Genomic DNA, 15,156 nt, shown 5'->3' on the forward strand with positions numbered 1-15,156 from the left:
AGGTATACATATGTATCCAGATGACAGTTTAACCTTGCATACTGATTTATACCAAATCAACATGATGCAGGTCTATTTTGATCAAGGTATCCACAATAAACATGCCGTATTTGAAGTGTATTTTCGTCAACAGCCTTTTAAAAACGGCTACGCAGTATTTGCTGGCTTAGAGAGAATTGTAAAATACTTGGAAAACTTGAGTTTTTCTGAGAGCGATATTGCCTATTTAGAGTCACTTGGTTATCATGGGGCCTTCTTGGAATATCTCCGTGATCTCAAGTTGGAATTGACGGTACGATCGGCTCAAGAAGGAGACTTAGTCTTTGCCAATGAACCAATCGTTCAGGTAGAGGGCCCTCTGGCTCAGTGTCAATTGGTGGAAACAGCCATTTTGAATATCGTCAACTTTCAAACCTTGATAGCCACAAAAGCTGCTCGTATTCGTTCAGTCATTGAAGATGAGCCTTTGATGGAATTTGGAACACGTCGTGCGCAAGAAATGGATGCTGCCATTTGGGGAACTCGTGCGGCAGTCATCGGAGGGGCCAATGGAACTAGTAATGTTCGGGCAGGAAAACTCTTTGGAATCCCAGTTTTAGGAACTCATGCCCATTCTCTTGTACAGGTATATGGAAATGACTATCAAGCCTTTAAGGCGTATGCGGAAACCCATAAAGATTGTGTCTTCCTCGTCGATACCTATGATACGCTTCGTATTGGGGTACCAGCAGCTATTCAGGTAGCGCGTGAAATGGGAGATAAGATCAATTTCCTAGGCGTCCGGATTGACTCAGGAGATATTGCCTATATTTCTAAAAAGGTTCGCCAGCAATTAGATGAGGCTGGGTTTACAAATGCTAAAATCTACGCTTCTAATGACTTGGATGAAAATACCATCCTCAACTTAAAAATGCAAAAAGCAAAAATTGATGTTTGGGGTGTAGGAACCAAGTTAATTACAGCTTACGATCAACCAGCACTTGGGGCGGTATACAAAATTGTCTCTGTTGAAAACGATGCAGGAGAGATGATCAATACCATCAAGCTTTCCAATAATGCGGAGAAAGTTTCTACTCCTGGTAAAAAGCAAGTCTGGCGGATTACGAGCCGTGAAAAAGGTAAATCAGAAGGGGACTACATCACTTATGATGGAGTAGATGTTTCACAACTGACTGAACTTAAAATGTTCCATCCGACTTATACCTACATTAATAAAACGGTCCGAAACTTTGAGGCCATTCCTCTTTTAGTGGATATTTTTAAAGAGGGTCAATTGGTTTATCAACTGCCAACATTGTCAGAAATTCAAGAATATGCTCGTAAAAATTACGATCAATTATGGGATGAATATAAGCGCGTCCTCAATCCACAGCATTACCCAGTTGACTTGGCCAAAGATATTTGGCAGGATAAGATGGATCTGATCGAGGAAATGCGTAACAAGGCTAATGGAGAAGGAGAAGCAAAATGAGTTTGCAAGAAGAGATTATCCAACAATTGGGTGTCAAGCCTAGCATTGATCCTCAGGAAGAGATTCGCCGCTCGGTTGATTTCTTAAAAAGATATCTAAAAAAACATCCCTTCTTGAAAACATTTGTATTAGGGATCTCAGGAGGACAAGATTCGACTCTTGCTGGGCGATTAGCTCAATTAGCCATGGAAGAAATGCGCGCAGAGACTGGAGATACCGCTTACCAATTTATTGCCGTTCGTCTTCCTTATGGGGTACAGACAGATGAAGAAGATGCTCAAAAAGCTTTGGCCTTCATCCAGCCAGATGTCAGCCTAGTCGTTAACATCAAGGAATCGGTTGATGCAATGGAACGTGCTGTCGAAGCAACAGGAACGGATATCTCCGACTTCAACAAGGGCAATATCAAGGCACGTAGCCGCATGATTGCTCAGTATGCTTTAGCAGGTGCGCGGAGTGGAGCCGTTATTGGGACGGACCATGCAGCGGAAAACATTACAGGTTTCTTCACAAAATTTGGAGATGGTGGTGCAGATATTTTACCCCTTTTCCGTTTGAACAAGCGCCAAGGAAAACAATTGCTTAAAACCTTGGGAGCTGATCCTGCTCTCTATGAGAAAATCCCAACTGCAGATTTGGAAGAAGAAAAACCAGGTGTTGCTGATGAAGTAGCGCTGGGTGTCACCTATAATGAAATCGATGATTATCTAGAAGGCAAACAAGTGAGCCCAGAAGCTCAAGCAACTATTGAAAAATGGTGGTACAAAGGCCAACACAAACGCCACTTGCCAATCACAGTATTTGATCATTTCTGGGAGTAAAAAGGTCCAGTAGACCTTTTTAGCCCAGGTCTTAACATAGGAGAACGAGGTAGGAAACGGTAACTCGTGGAGTTCGATTTCGTAGTCTGACTATATAATATTGTGAAAAGCATTAAAAAGAAGGGCGGTTTCATCCGTCCTTTTCTTCTAGATTAAAGTAAAAAACTTGCAACGTTCAAGTTGCATGAAAAAATGAAGGGAGACAATCTATGAATCATCTTGGAAGTCTTGTCATAGAGACAGAGCATTTATACTTGAGGCCTTTCGTTTTGGAAGATGCACCAGCGATGTTTGAAAATTGGGCTTCGGATCCTGAAACCCTGAAATATGTCACTTGGGATGCCCATGCATCTACTGAGAGAACCAGAGAATCGATCAAAAGATGGATCGAACAGTATCGTAAACCAGATACTTATAAATGGGCGCTTTGTTTGAAAACATCACTGGATCAGGTAATTGGAGATATTAGTGTGGTTTCTCAAGACCAGGAAAGTCAATCATGCGAGCTAGGTTATATCCTTGGCAAGAAATTCTGGGGGCGGGGATTCATGACAGAAGCCGTCATAGCTGTTTTGGATTTCTTATTGAACAAAGTCGGATTTAAAGAAATCAAAGCCACTTATGTCAGTTTAAATCCTGCTTCAGGGAAAGTCATGGAAAAGGCAGGAATGCAGTATGTAGAAACCATCCCTCATGCCATTCAACGCAAAGGATATTGCGGGGATAAAATCATCTATTCTAAACAGAATCCCTCTCTATAGGGTGATTTTTACTTGAAGATTCTGCTCAAAGGATTATAATAGTAAATAATGAAAAAAGGAGATTGCTATGTCAGAATTAACGAAAGAATTTACAGACCAGCTCTATGCTAATTATGAAGCAAATGTGAAATATGCGGCTCTTGAAAATGCTGTTACCCACAATGGGATCCATGCATCGCTTGAAACGCGCAAGAGTGCAGTAGAAAATACACCAGTTTTTTCACTTGATTTGACCAAGGATAAGGTGACAAACCAAAAAGCATCTGGACGTTGTTGGATGTTTGCGGCTTTAAATACCTTCCGTCACAAGATGATTTCAAGCTTCCAATTGGAGGATTTTGAATTGTCTCAAGCACATACTTTCTTTTGGGATAAGTATGAAAAATCAAACTGGTTTTTGGAGCAAGTGATTGCTACAGCAGATCAAGAATTGACCAGCCGTAAGGTGGCTTTTCTCCTACAAACCCCACAACAAGATGGTGGTCAATGGGATATGGTGGTATCCCTCTTTGAGAAATACGGAGTGGTTCCAAAATCAGTTTATCCGGAATCGATTTCTTCAAGTAATAGCCGGGAATTGAACACCTACCTCAATAAACTCTTGCGTCAAGATGCGCAAATCTTGCGTGACTTGATTCACTCAGGCGCAGATAGTGAGGCAGTTGCGAGCAAGAAACAAGCGTTGTTGCAAGAAATCTTTAACTTCTTGGCTATGTCTTTAGGATTGCCTCCGCGTGAATTTGACTTTTCATACCGTGATAAGGACAACCAATTCCATACCGAAAGTGGCTTAACTCCACAAAGCTTCTACAAAAAATATGTAGACCTTCAATTAGACGATTACGTCTCCATTATCAATGCCCCAACTACAGATAAGCCATATGGAAAATCTTACACCGTAGATATGCTGGGCAATGTGGTTGGTAGCCGTCCAGTCCGCTACCTAAATGTTCCAATGGATCGATTGAAAGAATTAGCTATTGCTCAAATGAAAGCAGGAGAAACTGTCTGGTTTGGTTCAGATGTAGGCCAAGTCAGCAACCGTAAAGCCGGAATCCTGGCAACAGATGTCTACGATTTTGAAGCAGGCATGGACATTCATTTGACACAAGACAAGGCGGGTCGCTTGGACTATGCAGAAAGTCTCATGACACACGCTATGGTCTTGACAGGGGTTGATTTAGACGAAGCAGGTCAGCCTCGTAAATGGAAGGTTGAAAATTCATGGGGAGACAAGGTCGGTACAGATGGTTACTTTGTGGCTTCTGATGCTTGGATGGATGAATATACCTATCAAATCGTGGTTCGTAAAGAATTCCTAACAGCAGACGAATTAGCAGCCTATGAAGCAGAACCAATTGTCCTAGCACCGTGGGATCCAATGGGAGCTTTAGCAAAATAATGATATAGAAAAGAGCCGAAAGGCTCTTTTCAGATTGAAGACAAAATATCTTAAAAACTTTCCTTAGGTGAGTACGGACGTCAGCGAACTTCTTTAAAGTTCCATGACTAATTATTGAGTCTAAGGTCTCAATAATTCCGAGTGCCTGAAACAATAACGTTTCAAGCACTTTTCTCACAGCGGAAAGTTTCAGTATTTTCTTAAATCGATTTAAATATTGGAACTCAATTTTGTTTTTTGCAGAATCACTTAACTTATTTTGCTTTAAAATAGTTTGTCTACATTCTAATAAGAGCCGAAAGGCTCTTTTTTTTATATACTCAAAAATAAAAAAGCTGGGAAGTCTAACTAAATAAATCAGATTTTATTCGTTCTGGTTTTTTAACCATTGTTTTAAAAAAAGCCGGGCAAAAGCCCGACTTCTCCATTCTATTATTCGTTATGATTGTTAGAGTCTTGCGAAGAAGGCTCAGATGGTTTAGATTGATTTTCTTCGTTCGAAGAGCTAGACGATGGTTCTTCATACGAATACTGATCAGTGGAATAACTTGGCTCATAGTAGTAGTTATTGTAGTTGTTCTTACCATTGTTTAAGTAGAGATAAGAACCACTTCGATACAGTCCACTTGGTTGCGTCCAATCCGTATGACCAGAGTTATTATTATTAGCAAGATAGAGCATCATTTGACGGTAGACATCCGTTGCGACCTGTATTCCATTATCCAATACTGGTGTAAAGCGATTGGAATAACCTGTCCATACTGCCATGGCATATTCAGGAGTGTAGCCTACAAACAATTCATCCGGTGTTACAATATTTGAATAAGCATTTTTTGTCAATTTACCGATTTCGTTATCAGCATAGTTTGATGTACCTGTCTTACCAGCTTGGTAGATTCCCGAAATGGCAGCATTTGTACCGGTACCAGACAAGAGAACTGTCTTCATCATATCTGTCATCATGTAGGCAGTTGTTGCTTTCATTGCACGAGTTCCTTCGGACTCAAATTCCTTGGTTGTGCCATCACTAAAGACAACCCGACTAACATAGGATGGTTTGTAATAGGTACCGCCATTGGCAAAAGCAGCATAGGCAGCTGCCATTTTCTCACTGCTGGCTCCGTATTTGTTGCTAGAATCGCTAGTGTTACTCGAGATAGCGTTGGCGTAAACCATTTCTGGGTAATCGATCCCTAATCCATTGAGGAATTTCTTAGCTTGTTTAAGACCAACTTTTTCCAGGGCCTTCACCGCAGGCACGTTACGAGATTGTTGAATTGCGTAGGTAATGGACATGCTACCATAGTATGAACGGTCCCAGTTGTAGACAGGCGTTGATGAATGAGGGAAGTTGTATGGCGCATCTGTTGTAGTAGCTGCTGTAGAGGTATATTCCTCATGTTCAAGAGCTGGTGCGTAATCTGTGATTGGTTTCATTGTTGAACCCCAGTCACGGTTCGTTTCAACCGCTTGGTTTGTACCAAAGGAAACATTGCTGGATTGGTGACGAGAACCCAGCTGAGCAATGACTTTACCAGTATTGACATCAATAACGGTAGAAGCTACTTGCATTTCATCATCCGGGTAATTGACATATTCATCTGTATTGTAGATATCCCATAGTTTCTTTTGAGCTTCTGTATCCACGTTTGTATAGACATCCATTCCGGTTGTCAACAAATTGTAGCCCGTTTCTTCTTCGACTTGCTCGATCACTTCTTTTAGGTAATTATCCATATAGGCTGGGTAACTGCTTGAAGAACTGAGACTTTGCAGACCATCTGTAACAGGTGTATTGACCGCTGCTTCGTATTGTTTGTTAGAAATGGTCTTCATATCGAGCATTTCTTTTAATACTAAGTTTCGGCGCTGTTGCGCTGCTTCAGGATGGGAGTATGGATCGTATTGGTTTGGTGCTTGGGGCATCCCCGCAAGGAGTGCCAATTGAGGGAGCGAAAGATCTTTTAGATCTTTTCCGTAATAACTTTTCGCAGCTGTCTGCATTCCGTAGTTCCCATTCGCCATAAATACTTTATTGACGTAATAGGTCAAGATTTCTTGTTTGGTTGCTTTCTTTTCTAGTTGGGTTGCTAACCAAGCTTCTTGGATCTTACGAGAGAGGGTACGGTCAGAGGCTGAAGTGGAGAAATAGGTTAACTTGATCAATTGTTGCGTCAAGGTTGACCCACCTTGACTTCCTCCTCGTAAGTTGTGAAGGAAGGAACCGCCGATCCGAATGATGTCGACCCCACGGTGATTGAAGAAACGGTGGTCTTCAATCGCAACGATAGCATTGACCAAATCAGTAGGGATTTCATTGGCTGTGACATTGATTCGTTTCTCAGCTCCCAAATCCGCGATCAAGTTATTTTGGTTGTCATAGATCTTACTAGATGTTGTTGCAACCAAATCTTTTTCAGACAAGGTTGGTGCTTTCATAGCATAGTAACTAAATATCAGTCCACCGAGGACAAATAAAAGTAAGAAAAATGAAATGGCTGCGATGGCAACATATTTCAACCATTGAATGACTGTTTGTTTATTCATTTAAATACCGCCTAGAAGTTTCTGTTCGATAATATCAAGATAAGGAACGCTTGGAAGACGATTCTTATCTACTAGAAAGCCGTGCTCCTGAATATAGGAGAGGGGCATGGATTTACTACCATGATCGATGTTGTAATAGTGAATTAATGCAGGAGCAGGAAGTAAGTAGGTTTCACTCAACTTTGCAAAATGCAAGAGAACGAAACAGATACCGCCTTGCTGAACAACTGCCTCCATATGATCGATTTGATGTTGATGAAAATTTTTCATCGGCATGGATTGCTTTTGCTGTGTTTCCTTCGCTTCAAAATCGATATAGCGTCCCTTGTATACTCCAGAATAGTCCGTCGTTGAGGCTTGCCTGAAATAGGCTTCAACAATCTTTGCCCGACTGCGACGTGGATAATCCACTTTCACGATTTGAATCGGTGTTGGTTTTTTATGGATGACTGCTAGACCTCGAGAAAGATAGTATTGATTGCTTTCATTGATCATTTTTTCAAATGTCATCCCACGATTCGCAAAGTCGACTGGATGTTTCCTTTGTGTAGAGACCAAGGTTTTTTTGGCTACTTTATGTGGATAGTTGACCATAGTTCTCCTTATTGGTACAATTACATCACTCTATTATATCATAAATTAGAATAATGAGGAAAAAATGAATACCATACTTGTTGCAGGTTATAAGAGTTTTGATGTGGGAGTCTTTTCTAATAAAGACCCACGACTGGCCATTATCAAAAAAGCCATTGAAAGAGATCTTCGTCGTCTATTTGAAGAAGGAGTGAAATGGCTAGTCTTTTCTGGTAATTTGGGATTTGAGGCTTGGGTATTAGAGGTCGCCTTTGCATTAAAAAAAGATTACGATTTTCAAATGGCGACGATCTTCCTATTTGAGAATGTTGGCGAAAATTGGAATGAAAGCAATCAGGAATTATTAGCACGCTTCAAACAGGTGGATTTCGTGAAATATGCCTATCCACACTATAGCAATCCGGGTCAACTAAAAGAATACAATCAGTTTTTGATAGATAACGCGGATGGAGCTTATGTTTTTTATGATCCAGAAAATGAAACCAATTTAAAATATTTTTACAAAATGATGGTAGAAAAAGAACCATTTTATGTCAAACAATTAAGTTTTGATGACTTAAATGAACTTGCTGAAAATTTTTACGAAAACTAAGTGTTATACCTTGATTTTTCTTACCATTTTTTTATATAATTGAGATGATGAACTAGATTGGAGAGAGTAATGGCGAGTATTATTTTTACTGCGAAAGATATTTTTGATCAAGATTTCAAACGAGAAGTTCGTGGTTATAATAAAGATGAAGTAAATGAATTTTTGGATGATGTCATAAAAGACTATGAAACCTATGCTGCTTTGGTGAAGGAATTGCGTGAAGAAAACGCCCGCCTTCGTGAAGAACTTGCCCAAAAAGCACAGGAAACACCACAAACATCTCCGATTGCTAGCACTGCTACGCAAGAATTCCCGCAAGTGACAACAGCGACGAACTTTGATATTCTCAAACGTCTTAATCGTTTGGAAAAAGAAGTTTTTGGGAAACAGATCGTAGATCGCGATTATTAATCCCATAGATCGTGCAATTTTTGGATAATCGCGTGAGAGAATCCTCTCATGAGGAAAGTCCATGCTAGCACAGGCTGTGATGCCTGTAGTGTTTGTGCTAGGTGAATCCATAAGCCTAGGGACTTGGTATTCAAGTTACGGCGAGTGAAGGAGCTAAGTCTAAGGATAAGCTCTAGTAACTCTGAAAGTGCCACAGTGACGTAGTTTTTAGGGAAACCTAAAAAGTGGAACGAGGTAAACCCCTCAAGCTAGCAACCCAAACTTTGGTCGGGGCATGGAATGCGTGGAAACGAACATAGCATTCTGACTGGAAACAGTAGACAGATGATTATCGAAGGAAATGGTACCTAGTCATTTCTGGAACAAAACATGGCTTATAGAAAATTGCATATAGGTTGATGAGGTGGAGAGAGATCTCAACCTCCTTTTTTAAAGTGATAGGAATAAGATGAAAAAACAATTTGAATTGATTGCAACGGCCGCTGCTGGCTTAGAGGCTGTTGTTGGTCGAGAACTACGCGATCTTGGCTACGATTGCCAGGTCGAAAATGGACGGGTTCGATTTCAAGGAGACCGTCGAGCAATCATAGAGATCAATCTCTGGTTGCGCGCGGCTGATCGAGTAAAAATTGTGGTTGGGACTTTTCCAGCCAAAACCTTTGAAGAACTCTTTCAAGGTGTCTTTGCTTTGGATTGGGAAAATTTTTTGCCTTTAGGAGCACGTTTTCCTATTTCTAAGGCTAAATGTGTCAAATCAAAACTCCATAATGAACCTAGCGTTCAGGCCATTTCGAAAAAAGCAGTGGTTAAAAAGTTACAAAAACATTATGCCCGCCCAGAAGGTGTTCCTCTCATGGAAAATGGGGCAGAGTTCAAGATCGAAGTATCGATCCTTAAAGATCAAGCCACTGTCTTGATTGACACCACTGGTAGTAGCCTCTTCAAACGTGGTTATCGGACTGAAAAAGGGGGAGCCCCTATTAAGGAAAATATGGCAGCAGCAATTCTTCTGCTGTCAAACTGGTATCCAGATAAACCCTTGATTGACCCGACATGTGGTTCTGGAACGTTTTGTATTGAGGCGGCAATGATTGCGAGAAATATGGCACCTGGTTTACGTCGGACCTTTTCTTTTGAAGAATGGAACTGGATGGATGATCGCTTGATTCATGAAGTCCGTCAAGAAGCAAGCAGAAAAATCAATCGCGAGATCGAATTGGATATTATGGGAACTGATATCGATGCACGGATGGTTGAGATTGCCAAAGAAAATGCCCAGAAAGCGGGCGTTAGCAGTGACATTACTTTCAAACAAATGCGAGTTCAAGATCTTCACTCAGATAAGATCAACGGGGTGATTATCTCCAACCCTCCATATGGAGAACGCTTATCCGATGATGAGGGTGTGACGAAATTGTATACTGAAATGGGGCACGTATTTGCACCTCTCAAAACCTGGAGTAAATTCATCCTAACCAGTGATGAAGGTTTTGAATCTAAATTCGGTAGTAAAGCAGATAAAAAACGAAAACTTTATAACGGAACCCTAAAAGTTGATCTCTACCAATATTTTGGGGAACGAGTAAAACGGCAGATTAAGGCATAGAAAGGATTTTTATGACAGAGAAGGATAAAAAGCCATTAGAGCAAGAAACAGAATCAATTTTAGAGTTTGAAGATGCTAAAGAGATGACGATTGGGCAGGCCAATCGAAAGGCAGAAGAAATCGAAGCAGGTGTAACTGAAGGTGATAATGTCTTAGACAAATACATCAAACAACACCGAGCAGAAATTGAAGCTGAAAAATACGATACAAAAATTTTGGCCAAAGAAGAATTGGCTAAAGCTGAGGAGTTGGCAGCTACAGAAACAGTTGCAGAAGTAGCTGAAGCAGTGGCGGCACCGGAAGTAACGGAAACGGTCTTGGAACAAAGGCATGAAATGGATGCTATCTCAACAGAATTACCTGCTAAGATTAAATTTGGACCTACACCAACTGAACCAATTGTAGAAGCAGAGGAGCTTCCTGAGGAAACACCAAGCAATGCGGGTAAACGAATCAAAGCAGTTCTATACTCTGCATTAGGTCTAGCGATTGTCGGGTCAGCCATTTTTGTGACCTATAACTGGATGCACAGTCGTGGAAAATCTGGTGGTACAACTGTTGTGTCATCTTCATCTAGCAAGTCATCTTCTACTTCTAAATCAAGTAGCAGTGAAACACAAGCTCAAAAATTGGAAGAGTTTACCAAAGCCTACGATGCCTTTTTTGTAGATGAATCAAAAAGTGCTCTTAAAAATGATAAATTCGGAGACTTGGAAAATCTGAAGAAACTGCTGGACAAATTAGAAGGAAGCAGTGATTATAATGCGGCTAAAACAAAATATGAAGATCTTGTGAAGCAAGTTTCTGCCATTCAAAAAGTGAATTCTCAATTCAGTTCTCCTGTGATCAAAGATGGAGTTCTTGATGCAACTGCCAAAGCAAAAAGTGATGCGACCTTTGCAGAAACAAATACAGGCAATGAAAAATTAGATAGCTTATTAAATGAGGCGGTAGCGCAAGGACGTTCACAACAGGTTGCGACACCGGCCCCAGTGACAGGAACAAGTGGTACAGATACTTCTAATGCAACTCCGGCCCCAGCTCAAGCAGCAACGCCTACAGCCCCAGCTGTCAATGCTGCTACAAGTGGTGCAGGAACTGCAAGTCCAGGCTATTCAGGTTACGGTCTTCCAAGTGATGGTGTCCCACTTCAGCGGAATCTGAGCCGTGTGCCGTATAACCAAGCGGCTATCAATGATGTCAATAACCCGGCCTGGGTGTTTGGGGATGGTATCCTTGAAAAAGTATTGAACATTGCTCGTAAACGTGGACATATCACTGGCAATCAATACATTTTAGAGCGTGTTAATATCATTAACGGTAATGGCTATTACAACCTTTTTAAACCAGATGGAACCTATCTCTTTAGTATCAATGCCAAGACTGGTTATTTCGTAGGGAACGGAAAAGGTCATTCAGATGCTCTGGATTATTAATGCCTGAGCAAGTATACGATTTCTGGGAAAAATGACAAGAAAAAAGGATGAACCACAGGTTCATCCTTTTTTGAGTCTTAAACAACATGACGTTCAAATGGATCGTCCGAAATTCCTTGATCTAGAATCAGGCGACACCATTCTTTGGCTGAGAAGAGACTGTGATCCTTGTAATTTCCACAAGACTCAATGGTTGTGCCTGGGACATCCTCCCAAGTGCTGACAGATGCAATTTCTTCTAAAGATTCTTTAATCACTTTAGCAATTTCCGTACTTGAATGCTGTCCCCACATGATCATATGAAAACCGGTGCGACATCCAAATGGGGAACAGTCAATCATACCATCTATGCGTTTGCGAATGAGCATCGCAAGAAGATGCTCGATGGTGTGGAGCCCTGCCGTTGGAATCGCATTTTCATTGGGTTGCACCAGGCGAATATCAAAGTTAGAGATGATATCTCCTTTGGGTCCAGTTTCCTCACCAATCAAGCGTACATAGGGAGCCTTTACAGCTGTGTGGTCCAATTCAAAACTTTCAACAATTACTTCTTTTGTCATACTCAAATCCTTCTTTGTTTTTCTTGATTATAGCATAAAAAAGCAGATTCAACAAAGTGGAAATTAATGAATATCTCACAGATGTTCCATGAAAGAAAAGTCGATAAAAGAACAAACGTTAAGCAAAAATATAAAAGGTTTTTCCTGTTTTTTTAGATTGTTAATTTTAGTAATTTATGGTAAAATGTAAAAGAATTTTTAATTCAACTAATTAAATAGATTTGGGGTAAAAGCATGAATTTGTTTATTACAGGTGTTTTTGCCGCGGTCATTGGTTTAGTCATTGGATATGTGGGAACTGCTCTTAAAATGAAAGCTTCAAAAGAAGCTGCGGAACTCACCCTTTTGAATGCTGAACAAGAAGCAACGAATTTACGTGGACAGGCAGAACGTGAAGCCGATTTGATTTTAAAAGAGGCGAAGCATGAGTCAAGTTCACTTAAAAAAGAAGCACTTTTGGAGGCAAAGGAAGAAGCCAGAAAATATCGTGAAGAGGTCGATGCTGAGTTTAAGTCAGAACGACAAGAATTGAAGCAATTAGAAAGCCGTTTGGCAGAACGTGCTAGCAATCTTGATCGCAAAGACGACATTTTAACAAGCAAAGAACAGTCTCTTGAACACAAAGAGCAAAGTCTTACAGATAGAACTAAACACATTGATACGCGTGAACAACAGCTGGAAGAGCTTGAACACAAGAAAGTAGAAGAACTGGAACGTGTCGCTGCTCTAAGTCAAGGAGAAGCGCGTGACATTATTTTGAATCAGACGGAAGATCAACTTTCAAAAGAAATTGCATCACGCATTCGTGATGCTGAGTTGGAAGTGAAGGAACGTTCTGATAAGATGGCAAAAGACATTCTTGTCCAAGCTATGCAACGGATGGCAGGTGATTTTGTTGCTGAGCAAACAAACTCAACTGTTCATTTGCCAGATGATAGCATGAAGGGCCGTATTATCGGTCGTGAAGGTCGTAATATTCGTACCTTTGAGAGCTTGACAGGTGTCGATGTGATTATTGATGATACGCCTGAAGTGGTGACCTTGTCAGGGTTTGATCCGATTCGTCGTGAAATCGCCCGCATGACAATGGAGAGCCTTCTTAAAGATGGTCGCATTCATCCAGCCCGCATCGAAGAGCTGGTTGAGAAGAACCGTCAGGAAATTGACAATCGTATTCGTGAATACGGTGAGGCTGCTGCCTATGAAATCGGTGCGCCAAACCTCCATCCAGATTTGATGAAAATTATGGGACGGTTGCAATTCCGTACATCTTATGGTCAAAACGTTTTGCGTCACTCCATTGAAGTTGCCAAACTTTCTGGTATTATTGCTAGCGAGTTGGGTGAAAATGCTACCTTGGCACGACGTGCAGGATTCTTACATGATATCGGAAAAGCGATTGACCGTGAAGTGGAAGGAAGTCACGTCGAGATTGGAACTGAATTGGCACGGAAGTACAAGGAACACCCAGTGGTTGTCAATACCATTGCCAGTCACCATGGTGACGTGGAACCAGAAAGTGTCATCGCAGTCATTGTCGCTGCAGCGGATGCCTTGAGTGCAGCTCGACCTGGAGCACGAAGTGAGTCACTTGAAAGCTACATCAAACGCTTGCAAGATCTTGAAGAAATTGCAAATAGTTTTGAAGGAGTTAAGACAAGTTTCGCCCTTCAAGCGGGTCGTGAAATCCGTATTATGGTTAGCCCTGAGGCAATCAAGGATGATAAAGTGACGATCTTAGCTCATGATATTCGTGAGAAGATCGAGTCCAATCTTGAGTATCCTGGAAACATTAAGGTTACCGTGATTCGAGAATTGCGTGCAGTCGATTACGCAAAATAAACAAAAGCTTGAGATCTAGCATCTCAAGCTTTTTTGAATGAAAAAATCAGTTGAAAATTAGGCCGATTTTTGTTACACTAGATAGAAAGACATTGAAGGAGAAATCATGGCGGATCGTGGCTTATTAATCGTATTTTCTGGCCCTTCGGGGGTTGGAAAAGGAACGGTCAGACGAGAAATTTTTGAAAACTCGGACAATCAGTTTCAGTATTCTGTATCGATGACGACGCGTGCACAACGTCCAGGTGAAGTGGATGGTGTCGACTATTTTTTCCGTACACGTGAAGAATTTGAAGATTTGATCCGTCAAGGGCAAATGTTGGAGTACGCTGAGTACGTTGGAAATTACTATGGGACTCCTTTAACCTATGTGAATGAAACCTTGGACAAGGGAATCGATGTATTCCTTGAAATTGAAGTTCAGGGTGCACTTCAAGTAAAGAAGAAAGTTCCAGATGCAGTTTTTATTTTCTTAACTCCGCCTGATTTGGATGAATTGCAAGATCGATTAGTGGGTCGCGGGACAGATAGTGCAGAAGTTATTGCGCAACGGATTGAAAAAGCAAAAGAAGAAATCGCCATGATGCGTGAATATGACTACGCCATTGTGAACGACGAGGTTCCTCTTGCTGCTGAACGTGTCAAACGTGTGATCGAAGCAGAGCATTTCCGTGTAGACCGTGTCATTGGCCATTATCTGGATATGTTACCAAAAACACAAACTATTGTGAAGAGATAAATAATTAGAAATTAGGTATAGAAATATGATGTTAAAACCTTCTATTGATACATTGCTTGACAAAGTACCATCCAAATACTCATTGGTTATTCTTGAGGCGAAACGAGCCCACGAATTGGAAAGTGGTGCAGTACCAACTCAAGAATTCCAATCAGTTAAATCAACATTACAAGCGCTTGAAGAAATCGAGTCTGGAAACGTAGTTGTTCACCCGGATCCAGAAGCAAAACGTGAAGCGCTTCGTCGTCGGATTGAAGCAGAGCGGATTCGAAAAGAAGAAGAAGAGCGCAAAATTAAGGAACAAATTGCCAAAGAAAAAGAAGATGGTGAAAAAATTTAAGGTTGGGGCTTCTCAATCTTATTTTTTGCTATTT

The 15,156-nt window shown here is 41.0% G+C and carries 14 protein-coding genes and 1 other RNA gene; 12 read left to right on the forward strand and 3 right to left on the reverse strand.

What is annotated here, in order from left to right; all coding sequences use genetic code 11:
- Window positions 1–10 precede the first annotated feature (10 nt).
- The 4 genes from NMM13_RS09080 to pepC all read left to right on the forward strand — a co-directional run bounded on the left by NMM13_RS09080 (window position 11) and on the right by pepC (window position 4,455).
- Window positions 11–1,471, forward strand: a complete 1,461-nt coding sequence (locus tag NMM13_RS09080) for a nicotinate phosphoribosyltransferase (RefSeq protein WP_254728505.1) — start codon at window positions 11–13, stop codon at window positions 1,469–1,471.
- A complete protein-coding gene (nadE, locus tag NMM13_RS09085) occupies window positions 1,468–2,292 on the forward strand; it encodes an ammonia-dependent NAD(+) synthetase (RefSeq protein ID WP_254728507.1) in 825 nt (274 codons plus the stop codon). The genes NMM13_RS09080 and nadE overlap by 4 nt, the downstream gene beginning before the upstream one ends.
- 209 nt (window positions 2,293–2,501) lie before the next feature.
- Window positions 2,502–3,053 carry a GNAT family N-acetyltransferase gene (locus tag NMM13_RS09090; protein ID WP_031575284.1) on the forward strand — a complete coding sequence of 184 codons (552 nt, stop codon included), beginning with the start codon at window positions 2,502–2,504 and terminating at the stop codon, window positions 3,051–3,053.
- A 67-nt stretch (window positions 3,054–3,120) separates the two neighbouring features.
- Entirely contained in the window at window positions 3,121–4,455 is a 1,335-nt protein-coding gene (gene pepC, locus NMM13_RS09095; protein ID WP_009732326.1) for an aminopeptidase C, read from the forward strand.
- A 432-nt stretch (window positions 4,456–4,887) separates the two neighbouring features.
- Here the strand turns inward: pepC and pbp1a are convergent, their stop codons facing one another.
- Window positions 4,888–7,002: a penicillin-binding protein PBP1A gene (gene pbp1a, locus NMM13_RS09100; RefSeq protein ID WP_021154545.1), complete on the reverse strand. Its 2,115-nt coding sequence runs from the start codon at window positions 7,000–7,002 to the stop codon at window positions 4,888–4,890.
- Complete coding sequence (gene recU / locus NMM13_RS09105) at window positions 7,003–7,596, reverse strand: Holliday junction resolvase RecU (RefSeq protein WP_003010355.1); 594 nt, start codon at window positions 7,594–7,596, stop codon at window positions 7,003–7,005.
- Window positions 7,597–7,660: 64 nt separating this feature from the next.
- On the opposite strand from recU, the gene NMM13_RS09110 reads away from it, so the two are divergent.
- The 5 genes from NMM13_RS09110 to NMM13_RS09130 all read left to right on the forward strand — a co-directional run bounded on the left by NMM13_RS09110 (window position 7,661) and on the right by NMM13_RS09130 (window position 11,641).
- Entirely contained in the window at window positions 7,661–8,188 is a 528-nt protein-coding gene (locus NMM13_RS09110; RefSeq protein WP_254728509.1) for a DUF1273 domain-containing protein, read from the forward strand.
- A 69-nt stretch (window positions 8,189–8,257) separates the two neighbouring features.
- Complete coding sequence (gene gpsB / locus NMM13_RS09115; protein ID WP_003010351.1) at window positions 8,258–8,599, forward strand: cell division regulator GpsB; 342 nt, start codon at window positions 8,258–8,260, stop codon at window positions 8,597–8,599.
- Between the two features lie 16 nt (window positions 8,600–8,615).
- Window positions 8,616–8,981: RNase P RNA component class B (gene rnpB, locus NMM13_RS09120), an RNA gene on the forward strand.
- A gap of 66 nt (window positions 8,982–9,047) precedes the next feature.
- On the forward strand, window positions 9,048–10,205 hold the full coding sequence (locus NMM13_RS09125; protein ID WP_254728511.1) for a class I SAM-dependent RNA methyltransferase: 1,158 nt from the start codon (window positions 9,048–9,050) through the stop codon (window positions 10,203–10,205).
- A gap of 11 nt (window positions 10,206–10,216) precedes the next feature.
- On the forward strand, window positions 10,217–11,641 hold the full coding sequence (locus NMM13_RS09130; protein ID WP_254728513.1) for a cell division site-positioning protein MapZ family protein: 1,425 nt from the start codon (window positions 10,217–10,219) through the stop codon (window positions 11,639–11,641).
- Window positions 11,642–11,718: 77 nt separating this feature from the next.
- Here NMM13_RS09130 and NMM13_RS09135 read toward each other — a convergent pair whose 3' ends face one another.
- A complete protein-coding gene (locus NMM13_RS09135) occupies window positions 11,719–12,201 on the reverse strand; it encodes an S-ribosylhomocysteine lyase (RefSeq protein WP_021154551.1) in 483 nt (160 codons plus the stop codon).
- Window positions 12,202–12,435: 234 nt separating this feature from the next.
- On the opposite strand from NMM13_RS09135, the gene NMM13_RS09140 reads away from it, so the two are divergent.
- The 3 genes from NMM13_RS09140 (at window position 12,436) to rpoZ (ending at window position 15,122) form a co-directional block, all read left to right on the forward strand.
- Window positions 12,436–14,043, forward strand: a complete 1,608-nt coding sequence (locus NMM13_RS09140; RefSeq protein ID WP_254728515.1) for a ribonuclease Y — start codon at window positions 12,436–12,438, stop codon at window positions 14,041–14,043.
- 106 nt (window positions 14,044–14,149) lie between these two features.
- Complete coding sequence (gene gmk, locus NMM13_RS09145) at window positions 14,150–14,782, forward strand: guanylate kinase (protein ID WP_003003905.1); 633 nt, start codon at window positions 14,150–14,152, stop codon at window positions 14,780–14,782.
- 25 nt (window positions 14,783–14,807) lie between these two features.
- Complete coding sequence (rpoZ, locus tag NMM13_RS09150; RefSeq protein WP_003010339.1) at window positions 14,808–15,122, forward strand: DNA-directed RNA polymerase subunit omega; 315 nt, start codon at window positions 14,808–14,810, stop codon at window positions 15,120–15,122.
- Window positions 15,123–15,156: the final 34 nt, after the last annotated feature.

It is taken from the genome of Streptococcus sp. CF8_St5-11 (genome assembly GCF_024295625.1).
Lineage (GTDB): Bacteria > Bacillota > Bacilli > Lactobacillales > Streptococcaceae > Streptococcus.